Origin of the sequence: Pseudomonas sp. MF6747 (assembly GCF_963890955.1) — a bacterium.
GTDB lineage: Bacteria > Pseudomonadota > Gammaproteobacteria > Pseudomonadales > Pseudomonadaceae > Aquipseudomonas.
Genome location: NZ_CAWPSZ010000014.1, coordinates 86,271 through 107,280 on the forward strand (window position 1 = coordinate 86,271; position 21,010 = coordinate 107,280).

23 protein-coding genes, 1 tRNA gene and 2 pseudogenes are annotated in these 21,010 nt (G+C 59.6%); 19 read left to right on the top strand and 7 right to left on the bottom strand.

All coding sequences use genetic code 11. The features are described 5' to 3' along the window. The first annotated feature begins 31 nt into the window (after positions 1-31). The 3 genes from AACW30_RS15760 (at position 32) to AACW30_RS15770 (ending at position 3,614) form a co-directional block, all read left to right on the top strand. Positions 32-1,081, top strand: a complete 1,050-nt coding sequence (locus AACW30_RS15760; protein ID WP_124417531.1) for a DNA topoisomerase IB — start codon at positions 32-34, stop codon at positions 1,079-1,081. A 124-nt stretch (positions 1,082-1,205) separates the two neighbouring features. Next, positions 1,206-2,840: an ABC-F family ATP-binding cassette domain-containing protein gene (locus tag AACW30_RS15765; protein WP_200625261.1), complete on the top strand. Its 1,635-nt coding sequence runs from the start codon at positions 1,206-1,208 to the stop codon at positions 2,838-2,840. 69 nt (positions 2,841-2,909) lie between these two features. After that, positions 2,910-3,614, top strand: a complete 705-nt coding sequence (locus AACW30_RS15770; protein WP_200625262.1) for a YoaK family protein — start codon at positions 2,910-2,912, stop codon at positions 3,612-3,614. A 142-nt stretch (positions 3,615-3,756) separates the two neighbouring features. Here the strand turns inward: AACW30_RS15770 and AACW30_RS15775 are convergent, their stop codons facing one another. After that, the gene (locus AACW30_RS15775) at positions 3,757-4,110 is read right to left on the bottom strand and encodes a lipoprotein (RefSeq protein ID WP_200625263.1); all 354 of its coding nucleotides are present in this window, start codon (positions 4,108-4,110) and stop codon (positions 3,757-3,759) included. Positions 4,111-4,220: 110 nt separating this feature from the next. Between AACW30_RS15775 and AACW30_RS15780 the strand changes: the two genes are divergently transcribed. Then, on the top strand, positions 4,221-4,478 hold the full coding sequence (locus AACW30_RS15780; protein WP_200625264.1) for a hypothetical protein: 258 nt from the start codon (positions 4,221-4,223) through the stop codon (positions 4,476-4,478). A 140-nt stretch (positions 4,479-4,618) separates the two neighbouring features. Here AACW30_RS15780 and AACW30_RS15785 read toward each other — a convergent pair whose 3' ends face one another. The 3 genes from AACW30_RS15785 to AACW30_RS15795 form a co-directional block, all read right to left on the bottom strand. After that, on the bottom strand, positions 4,619-4,930 hold the full coding sequence (locus AACW30_RS15785; protein ID WP_119740272.1) for an AzlD domain-containing protein: 312 nt from the start codon (positions 4,928-4,930) through the stop codon (positions 4,619-4,621). After that, positions 4,927-5,622 (bottom strand): AzlC family ABC transporter permease, encoded by a 696-nt coding sequence (locus tag AACW30_RS15790; protein ID WP_106579139.1) that lies wholly within the window; start codon positions 5,620-5,622, stop codon positions 4,927-4,929. The genes AACW30_RS15785 and AACW30_RS15790 overlap by 4 nt, the downstream gene beginning before the upstream one ends. A gap of 71 nt (positions 5,623-5,693) precedes the next feature. Continuing rightward, on the bottom strand, positions 5,694-5,909 hold the full coding sequence (locus AACW30_RS15795; RefSeq protein WP_017138831.1) for a hypothetical protein: 216 nt from the start codon (positions 5,907-5,909) through the stop codon (positions 5,694-5,696). Between the two features lie 178 nt (positions 5,910-6,087). Between AACW30_RS15795 and AACW30_RS15800 the strand changes: the two genes are divergently transcribed. The 9 genes from AACW30_RS15800 (at position 6,088) to AACW30_RS15840 (ending at position 14,890) form a co-directional block, all read left to right on the top strand. Beyond that, positions 6,088-6,444, top strand: a complete 357-nt coding sequence (locus tag AACW30_RS15800) for a metalloregulator ArsR/SmtB family transcription factor (RefSeq protein ID WP_119740270.1) — start codon at positions 6,088-6,090, stop codon at positions 6,442-6,444. A gap of 19 nt (positions 6,445-6,463) precedes the next feature. After that, complete coding sequence (locus AACW30_RS15805; protein WP_106579136.1) at positions 6,464-7,747, top strand: arsenic transporter; 1,284 nt, start codon at positions 6,464-6,466, stop codon at positions 7,745-7,747. A gap of 126 nt (positions 7,748-7,873) precedes the next feature. Then, positions 7,874-8,413, top strand: a complete 540-nt coding sequence (locus AACW30_RS15810; RefSeq protein ID WP_124417534.1) for a hypothetical protein — start codon at positions 7,874-7,876, stop codon at positions 8,411-8,413. A gap of 173 nt (positions 8,414-8,586) precedes the next feature. Further along, positions 8,587-9,378, top strand: coding sequence for a helix-turn-helix transcriptional regulator (locus AACW30_RS15815; protein WP_124417535.1), 792 nt, complete (start codon positions 8,587-8,589; stop codon positions 9,376-9,378). 72 nt (positions 9,379-9,450) lie between these two features. Beyond that, positions 9,451-10,062: a LysE family transporter gene (locus tag AACW30_RS15820; RefSeq protein WP_200625265.1), complete on the top strand. Its 612-nt coding sequence runs from the start codon at positions 9,451-9,453 to the stop codon at positions 10,060-10,062. Positions 10,063-10,379: 317 nt separating this feature from the next. Then, complete coding sequence (locus tag AACW30_RS15825) at positions 10,380-10,688, top strand: hypothetical protein (protein ID WP_119740264.1); 309 nt, start codon at positions 10,380-10,382, stop codon at positions 10,686-10,688. A gap of 235 nt (positions 10,689-10,923) precedes the next feature. Continuing rightward, positions 10,924-13,638, top strand: a complete 2,715-nt coding sequence (gene mgtA, locus AACW30_RS15830) for a magnesium-translocating P-type ATPase (RefSeq protein ID WP_200625266.1) — start codon at positions 10,924-10,926, stop codon at positions 13,636-13,638. Between the two features lie 64 nt (positions 13,639-13,702). After that, entirely contained in the window at positions 13,703-14,050 is a 348-nt protein-coding gene (locus tag AACW30_RS15835; RefSeq protein WP_106579131.1) for a DUF2493 domain-containing protein, read from the top strand. 18 nt (positions 14,051-14,068) lie between these two features. Next, positions 14,069-14,890, top strand: a complete 822-nt coding sequence (locus tag AACW30_RS15840) for a hypothetical protein (RefSeq protein ID WP_200625267.1) — start codon at positions 14,069-14,071, stop codon at positions 14,888-14,890. Here the strand turns inward: AACW30_RS15840 and AACW30_RS15845 are convergent. Then, complete coding sequence (locus AACW30_RS15845) at positions 14,887-15,576, bottom strand: tellurite resistance TerB family protein (RefSeq protein ID WP_200625268.1); 690 nt, start codon at positions 15,574-15,576, stop codon at positions 14,887-14,889. The two genes, AACW30_RS15840 and AACW30_RS15845, sit on opposite strands and share 4 nt — an antisense overlap. 125 nt (positions 15,577-15,701) lie before the next feature. On the opposite strand from AACW30_RS15845, the gene AACW30_RS15850 reads away from it, so the two are divergent. Further along, a complete protein-coding gene (locus AACW30_RS15850) occupies positions 15,702-16,229 on the top strand; it encodes a DinB family protein (RefSeq protein WP_106579128.1) in 528 nt (175 codons plus the stop codon). A 2-nt stretch (positions 16,230-16,231) separates the two neighbouring features. Here AACW30_RS15850 and AACW30_RS15855 read toward each other — a convergent pair whose 3' ends face one another. Further along, a complete protein-coding gene (locus tag AACW30_RS15855) occupies positions 16,232-16,690 on the bottom strand; it encodes a GFA family protein (RefSeq protein WP_106579127.1) in 459 nt (152 codons plus the stop codon). A 182-nt stretch (positions 16,691-16,872) separates the two neighbouring features. Here AACW30_RS15855 and AACW30_RS15860 point away from each other — a divergent pair, with 182 nt between their 5' ends. The 3 genes from AACW30_RS15860 (at position 16,873) to AACW30_RS15870 (ending at position 18,215) form a co-directional block, all read left to right on the top strand. Beyond that, the gene (locus tag AACW30_RS15860; RefSeq protein WP_106579126.1) at positions 16,873-17,154 is read left to right on the top strand and encodes a hypothetical protein; all 282 of its coding nucleotides are present in this window, start codon (positions 16,873-16,875) and stop codon (positions 17,152-17,154) included. A 594-nt stretch (positions 17,155-17,748) separates the two neighbouring features. Further along, positions 17,749-17,835 (top strand) — tRNA-Leu (locus AACW30_RS15865). Positions 17,836-18,038: 203 nt separating this feature from the next. Continuing rightward, positions 18,039-18,215, top strand: coding sequence for a DUF3606 domain-containing protein (locus AACW30_RS15870; RefSeq protein ID WP_200625269.1), 177 nt, complete (start codon positions 18,039-18,041; stop codon positions 18,213-18,215). Positions 18,216-18,432: 217 nt separating this feature from the next. Here the strand turns inward: AACW30_RS15870 and AACW30_RS15875 are convergent, their stop codons facing one another. Then, complete coding sequence (locus AACW30_RS15875) at positions 18,433-18,729, bottom strand: hypothetical protein (RefSeq protein WP_200625270.1); 297 nt, start codon at positions 18,727-18,729, stop codon at positions 18,433-18,435. 642 nt (positions 18,730-19,371) lie between these two features. Here AACW30_RS15875 and AACW30_RS31555 point away from each other — a divergent pair. Next, positions 19,372-20,091 (top strand): annotated as a pseudogene (locus tag AACW30_RS31555) (MCP four helix bundle domain-containing protein); the annotation flags it as partial. A gap of 306 nt (positions 20,092-20,397) precedes the next feature. Continuing rightward, positions 20,398-20,997 (top strand): annotated as a pseudogene (locus AACW30_RS31560) (methyl-accepting chemotaxis protein); the annotation flags it as partial. Positions 20,998-21,010: the final 13 nt, after the last annotated feature.

A 21,010-nucleotide genomic window follows, 5' to 3' on the forward strand; every position in this document is an offset into this window, starting at 1 on the left:
CCGGCCTGATTACTGCCAAGGAATTTGCACCATGCCCGACTCCGCGTTGCTTGCCGACCTGCCCCGCGATCTGCATTACGTTGACGATACCCAACCGGGTATCCGCCGCAAGAAGCTGCGCGGCAAGTTTCAGTATTTCGACGCCAACGGTGAGCGCATCACCGATGCCGACGAAATCAAACGCTTGAACTCATTGGCTGTGCCACCGGCCTACACCGACGTGTGGATCTGCGCCGACCCGCGCGGCCACTTGCAAGCCACCGGCCGCGATGCCCGTGGCCGCAAGCAATACCGCTACCACCCGCGCTGGCGTGAGGTGCGCGACACCGACAAGTATTCGCGCCTGCAACAGTTCGGCAATGCATTGCCGAAACTGCGCGCGCAACTGGAAGCACAAATTGCCGCGCCGGGTTTCACCCGCGAAAAAGTCCTGGCCACCGTGGTGATGCTGCTCGATGCCACGCTGATTCGCGTGGGCAACACCCAGTACGCACGGGACAATAAATCCTACGGCCTGACCACGCTGCGCACCCGCCATGTCGACATCAAAGGCAGCGAGATACTGTTCCAGTTTCGCGGCAAGAGCGGCGTCGAGCATCAGGTCAGCGTCAAGGACCGGCGCCTGGCCACGGTGGTCAAGCGTTGCCTGGAATTGCCAGGGCAAAATCTGTTTCAGTACCTGGATGAAGACGGTGAGCGGCATACCGTCAGCTCCCACGACGTCAACGCTTACCTGCACAGCCTCACCGGCGCCGACTTCACGGCCAAGGATTACCGCACCTGGGCAGGCACCGCCCTGGCCTTGGCGGTATTGCGCGAACTGGAGTGGCAACCGGAATCGGATGCCAAGCGGCATGTGGTCGCCATGGTCAAGGACGTCGCCAAACAACTGGGCAATACCCCGGCGGTGTGCCGCAAGTGCTATATCCACCCTGCTGTGCTGGAGCATTTCAGCCTGGGCGAATTGTCCAAGCTGCCCAAGCCCCGGGTGCGCAAAGGCTTGAAAGCCGAAGAAGTTGCGCTGGCAATGTTCCTCGAGCAATTGGCCGCGGACTTGCCGAAAAACGCCAAGGTGGGTTAGCCTTTGCGCCTCTTCTGAATCACGGGATGCACGCCGACGTGAACAACTAAGCCTTCCAAAATGTATCTGCAACGAGCCGCCTGGCGCGCTTGTTGGCCTGTCCGACATTTTTTTGGAGGTGCTGATGACTGACGTCAAATGGCCGCCCGTACTCGTTTCATTGCAACACGTGTCCTTGCAGTTCGCCGATGGCGAAACCCTGCTGAACGACCTCAACCTGTCGATCGATCACACACCCACCGGGATTGTCGGGCGTAATGGCCGGGGCAAAAGCCTGCTCGCCAAGCTGCTCGCCGGTTTGCTGACGCCCACTGCCGGCACGTTGAAAAGCTCGGCCAGCGTGGCATATGTGCCGCAGGCGCTGGCGGTTCAACCGGGCGAAACCGTCGCCGATGTCACCGGCACCGCGCAGGTGTTGGCCGCCCTTGAGCGACTGGCCCACGGTGAGGCCCGCGCGGATGATCTGGCGCTGGTCGATGATCGGTGGGACCTTGCCGAACGCCTGCGCACCGCGCTGGGTGCAGCCGGGTTGCATCGACTCGACGCTGCCACGCCAGCCGATCAACTCAGTGGCGGCCAACTGGCCAGGGTTGCGGTGATCGGCGCGCTGCTGGCCGCGCCGCAGTTGCTGATTCTCGATGAGCCAACCAACCACCTCGACAGCGCCGGCCGTGACTGGCTGCTGCGCACGCTGGCAGCCTGGCCCGGCGGCCTGGTGGTGGTCAGCCATGACCGGCAACTGCTCAATGCAATGGCGCGCATCATCGAGCTGTCGCCGCTTGGCGCGCAGGTGTATGGCGGCAACTACGATGCCTATCGCTTGCAACGCGACAGCGAACAGCACGCGGCCGTGGCCGCCCTGGAACACGCCCGCCTGGCGCGCAGCCGCGAACGCAAACGTCTGCAGAAAGATCATGACAACCTGCAGCGCAACGCCGCCCGCGCACGTAAGCACGCAGAAACCGCCAATGTCACCGGGTTCACCAAAGCCCGCTGGAAGGGCGCTGCCAAGGAGATCGTCAGCAGCGTGCGCAGCGCGCATCACGCGTATAAACACGCGCTCGATGCGCAGGTACGCCAAGCCCATGAGCGTGTGGAGGATCAATCGCCCACGCTGCTGGCGCTGCCCGGTTCAGTATTGCCCAATGGCCGCCAGGTTCTGAGCGTGGAAAACGCTCAACTGCCATGGCTTGATCCGCACCATGACTGCAGCTACGTCACGCTCAACCTGGCGGGCCCGGTGCGTATGGCCGTGCGCGGGCCGAACGGGTGCGGCAAATCCACGTTGCTCAAGGTGCTTGCGGGCCAATGGCCGGTGGTCAGTGGCGAATGCACCGTGCATGTGGCCAGTGCCTATATCGACCAGCACCTGGCACTGCTGGATGGCAACCGTAGCATCGTCGAACAGCTCAACCTGCTCGACACCCCTCTGGCCGAAGCCGAGCTGCGCACGCGTTTGGCGTTGCTGCAACTGGATGCCTTGCGGGTGACTCAACCCACCCGCCAATTGAGCGGCGGCGAACGCTTAAAGGCGGCGATGGCGATTGCCTTGTGGCGCGAGGTGCCGGCGCAACTGCTGTTGCTGGACGAGCCGACCAACCATCTGGACCTTGAATCCGTGCTGGCCTTTGAGCAGGCGTTGCAAGGTTTTACTGGGGCGATGGTGGTGGTGTCCCATGACGAGACGTTCGTGCAAGCCGTCAAGCCGACGCACCTTTTGACCTGGCAGCGTCAGGGCTGGCGACTGGAGTGTGTCTGAGGTCATTGCGCGCGCAACCAAAGCGTCCTACGGTGGTGGCCGAATAATCTCACCGAGGAACATGGGGCCATGCTGCCTTCATCGCGCAAACCCTACGCCAACGCCGCACTCGCCCACCGCCAACGCTGGCGTGGGCGGGTCGGCTTGATGCTGGTTGCCAGCCTATCCGTGCTGGCCGGCATGACCGATGCGATAGGCTTTATGGCCAGCGGCGATTTTGTTTCGTTCATGAGCGGTAACACCACGCGCCTGGCCGTGGCAATCAGCGCAGGCGACCTGGGCCTTACCGGACGCTTGTTGTTGCTGGTAGCAACATTTGTCGCCGGCAACGCCCTGGGAGTGGTGATCAGCCGCCTCAGCCGTCGGCACGCGCTGCCCTTGCTGCTGTGCATTGCGGCTTTGCTGTGCGGTGGCGCGGTGTGGCCCTTCGACGACACCTTGCCTGCGCTGCTGGCAGCGATTGTGGCGATGGGTATGCTCAATGCCGCTGTGGAAGAGGTAAACGGTTTGCCGGTGGGCCTGACTTATGTGACGGGCGCCCTCTCGCGCTTCGGCCGCGGGCTGGGCCGCTGGATGCTGGGAGAACGGCGCAATGGCTGGAGGGTGCAACTGATTCCGTGGGTCGGCATGTTCGTGGGCGCGGTGATCGGCGCGGTGCTGGAGCACCAGCTCGGCCTGAAGGCGCTGCTGGTCAGTGGCGCGCTCGCCGCGTTGCTGGGCGTCGTGTCGCTGAAGATTCCGCGGCGCTGGCACTTGGGCTACATGCCACGCTAGGAGAAACGAGGCCCGCCCGACGTTGCGGCCTCGACGTCCGTGTACTGGTAAAGAGCCATCACGTCGAGCGAGCGGGGGAATGATAAGCCAATGTCCGTCGGCTGTCCCGCCAGGCTTTTCCGAATATCACTTAGGCAAAGGATTACAGGCAGGTCGCGAGCGCGGCCAGTCGGCGCTTGGCAGGCATCGTGTCGGCAACGGCAAAGTAATTGACGCTGGAACCGGCGCCGGCACTGCGCACGTCGACAAAATAATCGCCGCCGGTGGTGTACACGGTAAAACCGCCTGCTTCGATCGGCTCCTTGAAGCCTCCGGCGTCAACGCCAAATACCGCCTCGTCCTGCCAGCCGAACTGAATGCATTGGGCGACCACCAACGGCGTCTTGTCCGAGGCCAGCGTTTTGTAAGGCATGCCGGTGCGCGCGTCGTTCATTTTCGAGCCCGCGCAACCGGACAGTACTGCCAGTGCCAATGCGCCAATTACCAGCTTTCGCATGCCATCGTCTCCTTGGAAAAAAACGCGACTCTACCATTAGCAGGCGACACTCAAGGATTATTACGTCACGCTGTCGCCTACTTATGCCCCCGCTTGCCCCTGGAACCCCGATGACGCCCAACGCCGAACGCTATAACCCCTCCACCGACTACGCCGATAAGCTGATCAGTCGCATCGGCCAGACGCCGACGTGGATCGCCAAGCGCATCGGCGTCACCGACAAGCGCATCCGCTACATCCTTGATGGCGAACGCACGGTAAAAGGTGAAAGCACGCCGATCCACATGACCTATACCGAGCAGTTCGCCCTGGAATGCCTGGCGGCGGAGGCCAAGGCCAAGAAGCCACCAAAACCTGCGGCCGAATGAATTTAGTTTCACTGTGAAGGGCGCTCGCGCTGCCTATAGTTGGCAGGCTCATTTTTAAGAAGTCTCCCTTCTGCCCGCCCTCCCGCGGGCTTTTTTTTGCCTGGGTGTCGGTGGATGACCTCCAGCAACTCACCTGCGCATCAGAGCCACCAACGAAACAAATAGAACAGCCCCATGCTCAACAGCACCGTGATCAACACGCTACGCGTCCAGAACATCAACGCCACCGCACAGATCCCCGCCAGCAAGTAAGGATTGGCCGGACTCAGGTTGAGCTTATGCTCGGCGAGAAAAATGATCGGCCCGCAAATCGCCGTCAGCATTCCCGGCACTGCAAACCCGAGAAACTCGCGCGCGCCGCGATTGAGGCGCACCGGCAGACGCGGCTCGATAAACAAGTAGCGGTTGAGAAATACCACCAGGCCCATGGCCACAATCATGATGTAGATCATCGCTGCCCTACTCCCAGCCGCTTGCAGGCAAACCCTGCGCCCATCCCCAGCACGCCCGACACCACCACCGCCGACTCCCAGTGCAAGTAACTCAGCCATACCGAACACAGCAGCGAGACCGCCACGCAGACCACCGTGGGCACATCGCGCACCACCGGCGTGATCAAGGCGATAAAAGTCGCAGCAATGGAAAACTCCAGCCCCAGCTGATCAAGCCCCGGAATGCTTTTGCCAAGCACGATGCCCGCCAGGGTGAAGAGGTTCCAGATGATGTAGAACGTCAGGCCGACGCCCAGCGCATACCAGCGATTGAAGGTCTGACGGTCATAGTGGTTGACCAGCGCGAAAAACTCGTCAGTCAGCAAAAAGCCCAGGCTCATGCGCCACCGTACATTGAGCGACGAGAGCGTCGGGCGCATGTGCATGCCGTAAAGCAAATGCTGGGATGTGAGCAGCAAGGTGGTCAGCACAATCGAGATCAGGCTGGCACCGCTCTTGACCATGCCGATCGCCACCAACTGCGCGGCACCGGCGAACACAATGGCGGACAAACCCTGAGCTTGCAGCGGAGTAAATTGCGCATCAATCGCCATGGAGCCGGCCAACAATCCCCAGGGGGCACAGGCCAGAGACAGTGGAATAACGGCAAGGGCGCCGCGACCGAAGGCGTAATGAGGTAAGGCTGTAGGCATGGAGACGGCTCATCGACAGACAGTCGACAAGCATGCCAGCGTGATACGGGGCTTGTCTTGAACGATCGTGCTCAGGCGAGCTTGACCGAGACCTGCTCCACCGAATCACGCGCTTCGCGCAACTCATGGGCATCCTGGTTGAGCCGGTGGATGGTATTGAGCAGGCGTTGGCGCAGCACTTCATCGCCGAGTTTTTCGACGGCGCGCATCAGGTCAAACGCCGCAGTTTCATTATTGTCCGCGACAGAATCGAGGGTTTTGCGCAGGTTGCGAGTGGCACGGGTCACGCGAGTTCTTCCTTCATCAGCAATGGGCAGGCACTTTAGGACATTCGTGTTTCATTTTAATTTCAGTCACTTGTGGCGGATTGTCGGGCATTTGATCCACGTCAATGGAATTCAGGATTTGACCTACATATATGGCTATCCATATATTCACCCGGCCATCCATACGAAGACCTCGATCATGTCCGCTCCCCTCTCTGCGCCCGAGCTGTTCAAATGCCTGGCCGATGCCACCCGCGTACGGTTGACGTTATTGATCCTGCGCGAGGGCGAACTTTGCGTGTGCGAACTGATCCATGCTCTTGGCGACAGTCAACCGAAAATCTCCCGCCATCTGGCGCAACTGCGCAGTGGCGGGCTGTTGCTGGACCGTCGCCAGGGTCAATGGATCTACTACCGCATCAATCCGGCACTGCCCGAGTGGGTGACCCAAGTGCTGGACATTACCTTGCAAGCTAACCAGCCATGGTTGCAAAACGACGCGCAGCGTCTTGATGCAATGGGCGACAGACCACAACGGGCCAGCACCTGCTGCTGAGCCATCGGAGCGTTTATTCATGCTTGTCGCAATTGCGATTTTTATCTTCACCATCGTTCTGGTCATCTGGCAGCCCAAGGGCCTTGGGGTCGGCTGGAGCGCAACCATGGGCGCGATTCTGGCCCTGGCGTGCGGGGTCATCAGCCTGGCTGACATCCCGGTGGTGTGGCACATCATCTGGAACGCCACCGGCACTTTTGTCGCGCTGATTATCATCAGCCTGTTGCTCGATGAAGCCGGGTTCTTTGCCTGGACCGCGCTGCATGTTGCGCGCTGGGGTCGTGGGCGTGGTCGGCGCCTGTTCGCCTATATGGTGCTGCTCGGCGCCCTGGTGTCGGCATTGTTTGCCAATGACGGCGCGGCGTTGATCCTCACACCCATCGTGATGTCGATGCTGCTGGCGTTGCGCTTTTCCCCGGCGGCCACCCTGGCCTTCGTGATGGGCGCCGGGTTTATCGCAGACACGGCGAGCTTGCCGTTGGTGGTGTCGAACCTGGTGAACATTGTTTCTGCAGATTATTTCAAGATCGGCTTCAACGAATACGCAGCAGTCATGGTGCCGGTCAACTTCGTCAGCGTTGCAGCGACACTGGCGGTGCTGCTGTGGTTTTTTCGCCGCGATATTCCGCAGGCCTACGACCCCGCCGACCTTGACGACCCGGCCAGCGCCGTCCACGACCGTGCGACCTTTCGTGCCGGGTGGTGGGTACTCGGTATTTTGTTGGTCGGCTGTTTTGCCCTGGAGCCGCTGGGCATTCCGATCAGTGCGATCTCCGCCGTGTGCGCCGTGTTACTGCTGGTGATCGCCGCCAAAGGCCACAAAATTTCTACGCGCAAAGTGCTGAAAGAAGCCCCGTGGCAGATCGTGGTGTTTTCCCTGGGCATGTACCTGGTGGTCTACGGCTTGCGCAACGCGGGTTTGACCACCTACCTGGCAACCTGGCTCGACACCTTCGCCACGTATGGCGTATGGGGCGCGGCGATGGGCACCGGGGTGCTGACGGCATTGCTCTCGTCGGCGATGAACAACCTGCCGACGGTGTTGATCGGCGCGCTGTCCATCGAATCCAGCCATGCCGTGGGCGTGGTCAAGGACGCCATGGTTTACGCCAACGTGATCGGCAGCGACCTGGGCCCGAAAATCACTCCGATCGGCAGCCTGGCCACGTTGTTGTGGCTGCATATTCTTGCGCGCAAAGGCATCACCATCACGTGGGGCTACTATTTCAAGGTCGGAATTGTGCTGACCTTGCCGGTGCTGTTGATCACCCTGGCGGCGCTCGCCTTGCGCCTGAGTCTCTGAAGACCTGCGCCGTGAACCGTCACTGGATGAGTAAACACCTGTCAACTCTCACAGTAGACGCTCAAAGGACAGGTGCCTAAATTCAATTGCCAGAGGGACTTCGCACTGAACAAAAGGGACACCGACATGAAACACAAACAGCTCTACGAATTCAGAGACACCGACGGCGCAGGCAATCCTGAAGTGGTGATGTCTCGCTTTGACGAAGGCAACAGTGATTTAAGCAACCCCAATAGCCGCATCACCCTGTATTCAACGAACGACAATTGGACGTACGACGCCTCGTCACCCACCAATGACGCAGATGGGGATGGCGACCATGACGAGGAGGATGCCTCCTACTACCTGGCTGCCGCGAACCTCATCACTGCCATGGCCACCTTGAGCCCTAGGGATGAGAGCAAGAGGCTCTATGACCGTATTTTGATGGGCTTCAGCGACAGCCCGGCAACCGATGTCAGCATCCTGCATTACCGAAAAGGCAATCGCGACCTTAACCGTCCCGACGTCATTGTCGTCGCCAGCAACCCTGACTACCTGGGCAGTTACCGCACCATCAAGGGTGCACTGGATGCCGACGGGGATGGCGATATCGATAGTGATGACGAGCGTATTTATAAAAAGCTCGCTTCCACGTTTGCGTCAATGAAGTATTTAAAACCCTGAACCTGTTTTTGGAAGGTGCAGAGCTTACTGAACCGTCATCCTGGCCAGTGAGCTCAGCCCCCGAATAGCGACCGGCTCACAGTGCGCATCTTAGGCGCGCGTCGCAGCCAATGGTCGATCTGAACACCTTTGTCAGCGTATGCTCACGGCTGTTTTTCTATCGAGCCGACCCGATGAGCGCCATGCAACACGCCTGGCTGGGCAACTACGAAGTCACCCATACACGCTGCACCGGCCTGACCTTTGCCCGCCATAGCCATGATGAATGCGTGATCGGCGTGAACCTGGTCGGCGAGGAAAGCGTTTGGCTCGATCGCCGTGAGTTCCAGGCCGGGCCCGGCAGCATTACGTTGTACAACCCTGGGCAGATTCAAGGGGGCGGCGCAGCTGATGGTGCGCCCTGGCATTTTGTCAGCCTGTACGTCGCGGCCGACGCGTTGGCGGCTGACCTGGGGCTGGCCCAGTTGGAGTTTGATCGCTCGCTGTGCTTCCAGCCAGACTTGGCACAGCGCCTGGCTGCGGCGGTCAAGGGTGCCTTGAACGACGACCCATTGCTCCGCGAGATTAACGAAGACGCCTTGGTTCTGCTGCTGGGTGAAGTGGTCGGTGCCAGCGGTGTGCGCCTGCCCGGCGCTGCCACGGGCGGCAAAGGCATGATCCACCGGGCCCAGGAGCTGCTCGCCGAGCAACTGAGCCAAGCGCTGCCGCTGGACCAGTTGGGCGATGAGCTGGGCCTGTCCAAATTCCACCTGTTGCGCACCTTCCAGAAAGAAACCGGGCTGAGCCCCAGGCAGTGGGCGATGCAATTGCGTACCTGTCGTGCCAAGGGACTCTTGCGCCGCGGCGCCTCGGCCAGCGACGTCGCGCATGAGCTGGGGTTTGCTGATCAAAGCCATCTCAACCGGCACTTTCGCGCCGCCTATGGCATCACTCCAGGCCGCTATCAAAGCCTGTTGAAACGCTGAAAGCGCAATCTGGTTCAAGACGCCTGGGCCACACAGCCGCACACTGCGCGCCTCTGTTGAAGGAAAGCGGGCATGGTGACGATCTTTTTTTACGCGCTGGTATTCGGTTTTGTGTTTTGCCTCTCGCCCGGCGCGGTGCTGGCAGAAACCCTGCGCCGTGGCTTGCTCCATGGGTTCACCTCTGCCTTGCTGGTGCAAATCGGTTCACTGGTGGGCGACGCCGCCTGGGCGGTGATCGGCCTCACCGGCATCGCCCTGCTGATTGAACACGAAGCCGTGCGCGTTCCGCTGACGATAGTGTGCGCGGTGTACCTGGCGTGGCTCGGCGTGCGCAGTCTGATCGACGCCTGGCACCTGCCCGCAGCAGACAGCGGGCCGGCCCACTCCGGTCGGAACGCACTGGCGGTTGGCGCGGCCATGTCCCTGGCTAACCCGAAGAACATTGTGTACTGGGGCGCGTTGGGCAGCGCCTTGTCCGGGATCGTCGGCGCTACGCCCAGCGCTGGGCAAACCTTGATGTTTTTTGCAGGTTTCATGCTGGCGTCGGTGCTGTCGTGTTTTCTGATTGCGGCGCTGGTCAATCTGTTACGCAAAAATGCCTCGCCGCTGTGGCAGCGCGTCAGTTACGGCGCGTGTGGTTTAGTGTTGATCTATCTGGCGGTTCTGGCTGCACGGGGTGTATGAAGTTATATAGCCCACAACTAACCGTGCCCCTTGTCTGAATAAACTCTGAACACGGGCGCATTTAATTAATCATGCGTTGACATTTTGTAACCGTCTGAGTAGATTGCCCGTGCCCGCAACTGGGGCCTTTTTTAAACCTCACAAAAGAAGCCAATGGACACAGTATCTAGTCGCTGTCCGAGCACCGCTTTAGCGGGCATCGGGCGCCAAACCCAGAATATGACAGGACTCGCCTTCCAGGTCCGGTAAGCTGCGCTAGAGCTTGATGCTCCACCGTAACTGCCTCACCGGTCGCCCGTCCGGTCCCGAGGTGTGTTATGACCTTCCAACTCATTGCTTTGCCCGATGTACGTACGCTGGCCGCTGCCCTGCGCGCCAAGCTGTGCCGCGAGCCCGTAGGCTTTTCGCCTACCCGGGCCACGTTTGCTGCACCCTCCCCTCAAGCCAGCAAAGACCAGGCGCGTCCGGCCCCTGTGTTGGCGCACTGGCATCTGTGCCCTGCCAGCGGCCAACTGCTGCAGCATTGGGACCATGCCGACCCTCAAGACCCGCAGAGACCCCAGGTTTCCATGCTGGCTCAAGCGAGCCTGATGTTCGGACTTTACCTGAGCACTCGCAGCGCTTAACCCGGCTGGAAACAGCAACTTTCTAATTAATGTTCTGGAGTTCTTTATGAACACGTCCAGTAGTAGCCCGCTGCGCGTAAGTTAACTAACGCGCGTTTGGCGGGCGCTGTAGAAGTTATGTGAACACCTTATTTAAACCGATCGCGAAGTTTGCGGCTCGGCATGCTTTCGCTCGCCTGTCTTCAGGTAAGTACCGGGTATGTTTTGTCGAGAATTGGCGACAGGAGTACAGACAATGAGCGCCGTAAAAAACACGCCTCTGCACAAGAAAAATGGCACCGACACCGACACCAAACTGTCGATGCGCGCCGCCCGCGAAGCCCAGAACGGCCTGCAGGCCACCCTCGCCAACGTGCGAGCCACCCAGGATGGCCTGACCGAACTGGACGCCTCGGCGCGTCTGCAACGCGAAGGCTACAACGAAGTGGCCCACGACAAGCCGCCTCACGCCATCGTCCAGTTCCTGCAGGCGCTGAACAATCCCTTCATCTACGTGTTGCTGACCCTGGCGGGCATCAGCTTTGTCACCGACTATTGGCTGCCGTTACAGGCGGGTGAAGAAGTCGACCTGACCAAAGTCATCATCATCATGACCATGGTGCTGCTCAGCAGCCTGCTGCGCTTCTGGCAGGAACACCGCTCGGCCAAATCCGCCGAAGCACTCAAGGCCATGGTGCGCACCACTGCCACTGTGCTGCGGCGTGAGCAAGTCGGCGCCCAGCCGACGCTGCGCGAAGTGCCGATGCGCGACCTGGTCGCTGGCGATATCGTGCAACTGTCGGCCGGCGACATGATCCCTGCCGATGTGCGCCTGATCGAATCCCGCGATCTGTTTATCAGCCAGGCCGTGCTGACCGGTGAAGCCTTGCCGGTCGAAAAGTACGACACGCTCGGTGACGTCACGCAAAAATCCGCCTCTTCGCTCGCGGCCGACCAGGGCAACCTGCTGGACCTGCCCAACATCTGCTTCATGGGCACCAACGTGGTCAGCGGACGCGCCAAGGCCGTGGTGGTTGCCACCGGGCCGCGCACTTACTTTGGCTCGCTGGCCAAGGCGATTGTCGGCTCGCGGGTGCAAACCGCGTTCGACCGTGGGGTCAACAGCGTCAGCTGGCTGTTGATTCGCTTCATGCTGGTGATGGTGCCGATCGTGTTCCTGCTTAATGGCTTCTCCAAAGGCGACTGGGGCGACGCGTTCCTGTTTGCTCTGGCGGTAGCCGTGGGCCTGACCCCGGAAATGCTGCCGATGATCGTCAGCGCCAACCTGGCCAAGGGCGCGACCGCCATGGCCAAGCGCAAAGTGGTGGTCAAGCGCCTGAATGCGATCCAGAACTTCGGCTCGATGGATGTGCTGTGCACCGACAAGACCGGCACCCTGACCCAGGACAAGATCATCCTCGAACACCACGTCAACGCCTTTGGCCAACGTGATGATGCGGTGCTGTCCCTGGCCTGGCTGAACAGCTACCACCAAAGCGGCATGAAAAACCTGATGGACCAGGCCGTGGTGCAGTTCTCGGAACACAATCCCAAGTTCCAGCGGCCATTTGCCTACAGCAAGGTCGATGAATTGCCGTTCGACTTCGTGCGCCGTCGCCTGTCGATCGTGGTCAAGGACGCTGCCGGCGACCAGTTGCTGGTGTGCAAAGGCGCGGTGGAAGAGATGCTGAGCATTTCCACCCACGTCATGGAAGATGGCGCTGCAGTGCCGCTGGATGATCGTCGCCGTGACGAGCTGCTGGCACTGGCCAATGACTACAACGAGGATGGCTTTCGTGTACTGGTGGTCGCCACCCGCAACATCCCTAAATCGCTGGCTCGCCAGCAGTACACCACGATTGATGAGCGCAACCTGGTGATCCAGGGCTTCCTGACTTTCCTGGACCCACCGAAGGAAACTGCGGGCCCGGCGATTGCAGCGCTGCAGCAAATTGGCGTGGCGGTAAAGGTGCTGACCGGCGACAACGCGGTGGTCACCAGCAAGATCTGCCGCCAGGTCGGCCTGGAACCTGGTCAACCACTGTTGGGCGTGGAAATTGAAGCGATGGACGACGCGACGCTGCTGCGCCGCGTGGAAGAACGCAGCGTGTTTGCCAAGCTGACGCCGCTGCAGAAATCCCGGGTGCTCAAAGCGCTGCAAGCCAACGGCCACACTGTGGGTTTCCTCGGCGACGGCATCAACGATGCACCAGCGCTGCGCGACGCCGACGTGGGCATCTCGGTGGACAGCGGCACCGACATCGCCAAGGAATCGGCCGACATCATCCTGCTGGAAAAGAGCCTGATGGTGCTGGAAGAAGGCGTGCTCAAGGGCCGCGAAACCTTCGGCAACATCATGAAGTACCTGAACATGACCGCCAGTTCCAACTTCGGCAACGTGTTCTCGGTGCTGGTAGCCAGTGCGTTCATTCCGTTCATGCCGATGCTGGCGATCCACCTGCTGCTGCAAAACCTGATGTACGACATCTCCCAGCTGGCCCTGCCGTGGGACAAGATGGACAAGGAATACCTGGCCAAACCGCGCAAGTGGGATGCGAAAAACATCGGCCGCTTCATGATCTGGATCGGGCCGACCTCGTCGATCTTCGACATCACCACCTTTGCGCTGATGTGGTACGTGTTCAGCGCCAACAGTGTGGAAATGCAGACCCTGTTCCAGTCCGGCTGGTTTATCGAGGGGCTGCTCTCGCAAACCCTGGTCGTGCACATGTTGCGGACTCGCAAGATCCCGTTCTTCCAGAGCACGGCCGCCTGGCCGGTGTTGATGATGACCGCCATCGTCATCGGCCTGGGGATCTACGTGCCGTTCTCGCCGCTGGGCACACTGGTCGGCCTGCAGCCGCTGCCGCTGGCGTACTTCCCATGGCTGGTCGGCACGCTGTTGGCCTACTGCTGCGTGGCTCAACTGATGAAAACGATCTACATCCGCCGCTTCAAGCAGTGGTACTGATCCCCCGCCTCTGAAAACGGTGGCCGTCGCCCGGCGGCCACCGTGCAACACAAGGATTCTCACCATGCGCGTCTTGATCTGTGCAGGTCGTCATTACGCCGACACCAAAAAGTCCCGCCAAGTGCTGGACGCTTACCACCGCCTGCGCCCGGTGCAGGTATTGATTCACGGCGGCAACCAATTCCTGGGCAGTGACGTTGAGGAATGGGCGCGGGAAATCGGCATCGACGTGGTGCGTTACCCGCCCAATTGGCAACGCCATGGCAAGCAGGCGGAACGCCAACGCAACCATTTCATGCTGACCGACAGCCGCCCCGACGTGGTCATCGCCCTGCCGGGTGGTGACGACACCTCGGAGCTGGTCTGCCAGGCCAAAGCCAGCGGCATTTCGGTGCTGACCGTAGAAAGCTGAATTCAAGCGAGGTGCATCATGCACAAAAAACACACCCCTCATCGCCAAGACGGGTTTGCCAAATATCGCGCACGTCACTATCGCGGCGCTCGCCATACCCTGTTGCTGCTGCCGCCGGCCAAGCGGCGTGCACTGCAACGTAACCTGACGTTTATCGGCGTGACCCTGGGCCTTGTCCTGCTCATCGCGCTGCTTTCCAAAGCTCACGCGGCCGGTGGTGCCTATGTGGTTGATGACGGCGCGGTCAACGCTCCGGGCGAATGCAATGTGGACGCCTGGTACACCGCCAATCGGCACCAAGGCAACAGCCACAGCGAAACCTTGAACCCGGCCTGTACCTTCAGTGCACTGCCCTCGGTGCAATGGAGCGCCGCACTGTCGCGCGCCAGCCAGGCCGGTGATGCCCAAACGCAGGTCAGCCCGCAAGTGAAGGCGCAGGTGTGGTCACGCGAGGACCTTGGGCTACAGCTGGCGGTTTCGGCAACGTCGCATTTTGCCTTGGACCGCCAGCACGCGTTCGACGGCGCGGACCTGAATGTGCCATTGACCTGGCAACCTGTCGAAGCGCTGCGCCTGAACCTCAATGGCGGCTGGACACATGCCTACAACGGCGGCGAACAACACCACCGCCTGACCTGGGGCACGGGGTTCGAATATGAGCTTGCGCATGCTTTGACACTGATCGGTGAGCGCTACGGCCAGGAAGGCGGCGACCAGGCGTGGCAGGCCGGGCCCCGCTTCCATCTCGGCGCGTTGGTGGATGTGGATGTCGTCGTCGGGCAGAGCCTGAGCGGCGCGCGCGATCAGTGGTTGACGACCGGTGCCACCCTACGTTTCTAAGCCTTGGCCTGCTGTTCCAGGTGCAGTTGCAGATCAGGATCGATCTGCAACTGCCCTGCCAGTTCATCCAGGTAGCTACGCTCTTCCTGCTGCTGATCATTGACCAGCATCACGCTGGCCAGGTAGATCTCCGAAGCCACCGCCGGGTCACGCGCATACTCGGCAAAATCCGCAGCATTCAGCGGCTTGGCCACTTCGGCGTCGAGCCATTGCTGCAGTTGCGAGTCGTCGGTGTGGCGGCCAATCTCGGCGCTGATCATCTGTTGCTCCTGCGCATCGATCTTGCCATCCGCCTTGGCGGCCGCAATCAATGCACGCAACAGTGCATGGCTGTGGGCCTCGGCCTCAGGGCCGTCGAGCTGGTCAACCGTCTGAATGGCTTGCTGGGGTGCAGACGCCTGCTGTCGTTGCCAGGCCTGATACGCCTGAAACGCGGCCATCCCGAGAGACGCCAATGCCGCGTAATTCATCCCGCCGGAACGCGCCTGCGTCGTACCGCTGGCGGGCGCGCCGCGCAGCAGCCCACCGAGGCCACCCAACAATCCACCCAACCCACCGCCTCCCGAGGCATTGCCGGCGCTGGTGTTTTTGAGCAAACCGCCCAACAGGCCGCCCAGGCCACCGCCCGAGGAGGCGCTGCCTGACTGCCCGCGCAGCAATTGTTCCAATAGATCGCTGGTGTTCATGGTCTTACCCTCCCAGGGCGCAGTGTTGGCATTCAACAACCATAGCCCGCCGCTGCTGGAACACCATGACCGCCGGGCAGGCACGCTCTATGATGACGCCACTGCGCTGTTGAGAGAGAGCACCCGTGAACCGTATCGAGCACATCGTGTTGATGGCCAACTACAACCAGTGGATGAACCGCAAACTCTACGACGCCGCCAGCACGCTGACGGACGCGGAGCTGGCGGCGGATCGACAGGCGTTTTTTGGCTCAATCCTCGGCACGCTGAATCACCTCGCGCTGGGGGATACCGTCTGGCTCAAACGTTTTGCCCAGCATCCCGCGGGCTTTTCGGCGCTGGCCCCCTTAAGTGCGATTGCCACACCCACCGACCTCAAGCAGCTGGCCTTTGCCGATCTGCGCGTGCTGTCAGCCCATCGCGCATGGCTGGATCAGCTCATCATCGAGTGGGCGCACAGCCTGCGCGATTCCGACCTGGACCAGCACCTGCGTTATCACAACATGCGCGGCGCCGCGAACCACAAGCCGTTCTTTGGCTTGCTGGTGCATTTTTTCAATCACCAGACCCACCACCGAGGCCAGGCAACCACACTGCTGACCCAAGCGGGCGTGGATGTAGGCGACACCGACCTGCTGGCACTGATTGACTGAACTCAGCGTGCGCTGAACGCGGCATAGGCCTGCATCAAGCGTGGAAAGTCCTGCGGCGCTGGCAATTGCGCAAAGCTTTCGACGGCAGGCGTGGAGGCCCAGGGCAGCTTTTCGCTGGTCCAGGTTTCCATGAACGGCACGTAGTCGTGGGCGTCATCCAACAACGTCGCGCGCACATTGACGAATTCGTCAATGCCATGGGGACGGGTAAACAGCCAGCTCATGCAATGCGGGCAGCAATAGTGACGGTCCACACCGTGCAAGCCGCCTATGACTGGGCAACCCTGGGTCACGGTAAAGCCACTGGCAGGGATCAAGGCGCTGAGGGAGAACGCGCTTGAGGTCATTTTCCGGCAGCCGCTGCAATGGCAAGCCATGGTAATCACTGGGGGCAGGCTCACGCTGAAGCGCACCCGGTTACAACGGCAACTGCCTTCCAGCGGCAACACGTCGACAGTCATCATCCATTCCTTTTTATGATTGTTGGCCTCACAGGGTAACGCGAACCCGCCGCGGAACAAAACCGAACGCCGCGCCGCGCCTGGAGTCAAAACCCTGAGGCGCCGGGGTTAATTGCCCCGCCCTGCTCACGTGCACCTGCTGGTCTGGGATGCGCGTACCCCCATAAGAAGGAGACGCTTACATGGTCACTCACTTCAAGGTCGCCGGGCATCTAGCCTGCGGCCATCACGGCAGCAATCTTACGTCCAGCACCGAACTGAACCGAGTCAAATGCCGCACCTGCCGCAATACTGAAGCCTACAAAGAAGCGCGCCGCACACAACGCAATGCCGCCCGCCGCTCCGCGCGCAAAACCCAGACCCACGCTGCCAGCGACTGGCGCAGTGCGTGGACGCAACGCCTGACCGACCTGCCCGGGTTGCAGCGCTTGCCACGCGGGTTCAGCGGGCAGCACTTTGTCTGAGCTGTTCGGGTATTGAGAAGATATTCACCAGGTTCCCGTCGGGTTCCTGCAGCAGTGCGCAAGTATTGCCCATGGCATGATTGTCACGGGCATGGCCACTTGCGTGCTGCTGACCCGCAGCAGGACAGCTTCGACCTCCTCCACTTGAAATGCCGGGATCGCCGAGCAGTTACTCGCAGTGACGGCCAATCCGTTGTGATGCAAGCGGACCAAGCGCTCGTCGCCTATCGCCAGAACCACACCCTCGAAATCCATCTCGGCAAAACCGTCAGCACGATGCCGCAGCTCGATAGTCGACCGGTTTTAATAACCGTATGCGTTGCTCAAACTGTTGAGTGACAATGGGATCAGATGCAAATTTCATGAGCCGACCTGACAGGAATGCGCAGGCGCACTCTAATTCAGGGCTGCGTCGGATAGTGACAGGAGCATGTCGTGGCGTGTCAAAACCCTCACCTCGACGGCAGGTTTCTCGTGTAGGGCACTGATCTGGCAAGCTTTTTCAACTTTGCGCGAATGCAACAAACACAACGTTCGACCTTGCATCCAAGCGCCTGGGTCTATATATTCCCAACCCTGCTGCACCGCGCTACCGCCCGAATGGCGAAACTGGTAGACGCATGGGACTTAAAATCCCCCGCTCGTAAGGGCGTCCCGGTTCGATTCCGGGTTCGGGCACCATAGATATCAAGGGCTTGCATGAGGAAACTCATGCAGGCCTTTTCTTTTTTCCGCAATTGACACACCTGTTCCGCAATTGCCCTCCTGCGGCGTCCAGCCGAATGCAATTTACCCTCCTGTAACCTCAATCGAACTACCCATACTTTCCCATGCTCTATCGAGAGTCGCCTGGGCCCTCCAGGCCAACCCGCAGGGAGTGGAGTATGTCTGATGATCTGAAAAACCGTGGGCCTCAAGATCGTGCTCGAGTGAACACATCAGAACCTTGGGAGCTAAAGCACTGGACGAAGGCGTTCGGGGTAACAGAGCAACAGCTCAAAGACGCGGTTAAGGCCGTAGGCCCGATGGTGACTGACGTTCGTAAAAAGCTAGGCAAGTAGTGTCAGACACGCCCTGCGCTTGGCAGGGCGTGTTCAATTTCTTTGCGGTGTCTGCGGCAACCTACGGCGCCACACCGAAGAAGCTCCCTGCTACGCTGTTCGCCTCAGGGAGGAACACCGATGCCACATTCAGATGTGATCCTTCGCCGCTCTCAAACTGCTATGAAAACCTACTCGCTCTTGAGGAAACCTGATGCGCGCTGGATCTGTCGCCGCCTCATCTCTCGTAGTAGACCTTGGCGGAATCTGTGTAGTCTCGTCCCAGTTTCGCGCACCATTCGGGGAAGCCGCCTACGGGATTTTCCGAATAGGCTTTCCAGTCCGCGATGAGGCGGTCGAAATGCTGCACTTCAGATGTCAGATACGCCAGCGCTTCGGGATCAGGGGCTTCTGCTATGAGTCGTCTGGCACGCTCCAGCGCTGAGGTCGCCTCGTCAACGCTGCCTAAGAAGGAAGATTCGTCAAGATGATGGGTGGCATGGCCAACCCCGCCAAGCGCTAAGTCGATCAGCATCCTGCGCACAGGCATATCTTCGGGTAACCCAGAAAGCGCTCTGTTAAGCAGTTCAGGGTCACGGTTGAGCAGCCCGAGCCATTCCACGGGTAAGGTTGTGACTGCATCAGGGATATGCCATCAGAAGTCTTCGCGGGGTGCAAAGGCGATACGGCCCTGGGGAACGTCAGGATTAAAAGGCCTGAATCGATTCGGCCTTCAGATTAATTGTCGTAGAAATACCACATGACGGCCGCCACCGTGACGACCCACCCGAGGGTCAGCAGTATTGACAGACCCGCAAGCCGCTTGTCCATGATGCCCTATCAGTTACCAAAATGATCGAAGTCAGAGCGCTCCCGGCAAGCGTAGTTCAATGCGCGAAGCCTGCAACGGTGAGCCCGTCGTTGCGGCACACCCCCGCTTGGATTAATCGAAAACTCCCCTCCGGCCCACTTACGGCATGAGCACCTCAAACTCATAAGCGCGCAATTATTTAGCGCGCCTATTATCTCGATTCATTCTTTTGTATTCCTGGATTTACGTCTGCCCCCCCAAGCTGCAGCCGAGAGTCACTGTGCTGCATGAACAGTCTGTTTTGTTCGCGCTCAACAAAATGACGTGGATTGCCACGCCAATAAATCCCGGCCTTCGGAGGCCTATATGAAATTAAGATCCTTGAATATCGCGCGCAGGGCTTTCGTCTGCTTTGGGCTAATCACACTCCTGCTCATCAGCTTGGCGGGCTTCTCGTATCTGCAGATAGATCACCTGCGTAATGCAGAGCAGGACATCGAGCAAAACTCATTGCCCAGCATCCAGGTCATTGACGACATTCAAATCGCCCTGCTCCATGCTCGCCTTGAAAGTATCCGCATGCTGTCGAGCACGACCAAGGATGTGCATGATAAATCGCTGTCATTGGTCGAAGGCGCCATACAGACGCTCCAGTCGAAGACCGAGTTTTACCGTGAACACCTGATTTCTGGCCAGCAGGATGAACTGCAGTTTTCGAAGACAAGCCAAGCTATGAATGTCTACATCGACGGCCTCAAGAACGTACTTGCCCTCGATATTGCTGATCATGACCAAGCTGTTCTTTTTGCGAACACAGAGCAGGCACAGCGAGCAGGCGCCTATCAGGAGCAGCTAACCATTCTTCGTGAGCAAAATGCGCGTCAGGCGGTGGTGTCGGGGCAAGACGCGACAGATGTATATACCCATAGCGTTAACGTCTTGATTTCGGTACTGGTAGTCGCATTTATCTTAACCATCGTCCTGGCGACCCTGTTCACTAAAAGCATCGTCAGCCCCATCAGCGCCTCGCTGAAGTTGGCGGAAGATATCGCGTCTGGCGACCTCACCCACGACCTTGAAGTGACAGGTTCAGACGAAGCCTCGCGCTTGATGCATGCACTCAATCGGATGCAGAAAAATCTCAGAAGCACGATTTTAGAAATCTCGGGAGCGTCTGCTCAATTGAGTACCGCAGCTGTCGAAATGACTTCGATCACAGAAAGTGCCGATCGCACCCTTCAGCAGCAAAACAGCGAAATCGAGCAAGCGGCCACAGCAGTGACCGAAATGAGCGTCGCCGTCGAAGAGGTCGCGCGCAATGCCAACTCCACATCTGAAGCGGCCATGCAGTCCAGCTTGGCGGCTGATCTGGGCAATCAAAAAGTGACTGAAACGTTAACGGCCATGCGCGGACTGACGGAACTGGTCGAAGTCTCCTCAGACCAGGTGAAAGAACTCGCAGGCCAGGCTCAAGACATCACCAAAGTGCTGAGTGTGATCAGGGCGATTGCCGAGCAAACGAATCTCCTGGCGTTGAATGCAGCAATTGAAGCGGCACGTGCGGGTGAACAGGGCCGTGGTTTTGCAGTGGTGGCCGATGAGGTTCGGGCGTTGGCGCACCGCACCCAAACTTCGACCCAGGAAATTGAACAGATGATATCCACCATTCAAGCCGGTTCTTCAGCCGCAGTGGAGTTGATGCACAAGAGCACTTCTGAGGTTTACACCACGCGAGATACGGCAGAGCAAGCAGGCCAATCGCTGCGCCAAATTATTGATTCCGTGCTGGAAATCAACGACCGCAATATTCAGATCGCGACCGCTTCCGAGGAACAAGCTCACGTTGCACGTGACGTAGATCGCAGTCTTATAAGCATTCGTGACTTGGCAATTCAAAGCACTGAGGGCACTCGCCAGACGTTGACTGCAAGCAATGAATTATCACGTCTAGCCGTGAACTTGAACGACTTGGTTCTCCGATTCCGGACTTAAAAGCTGGATCAAG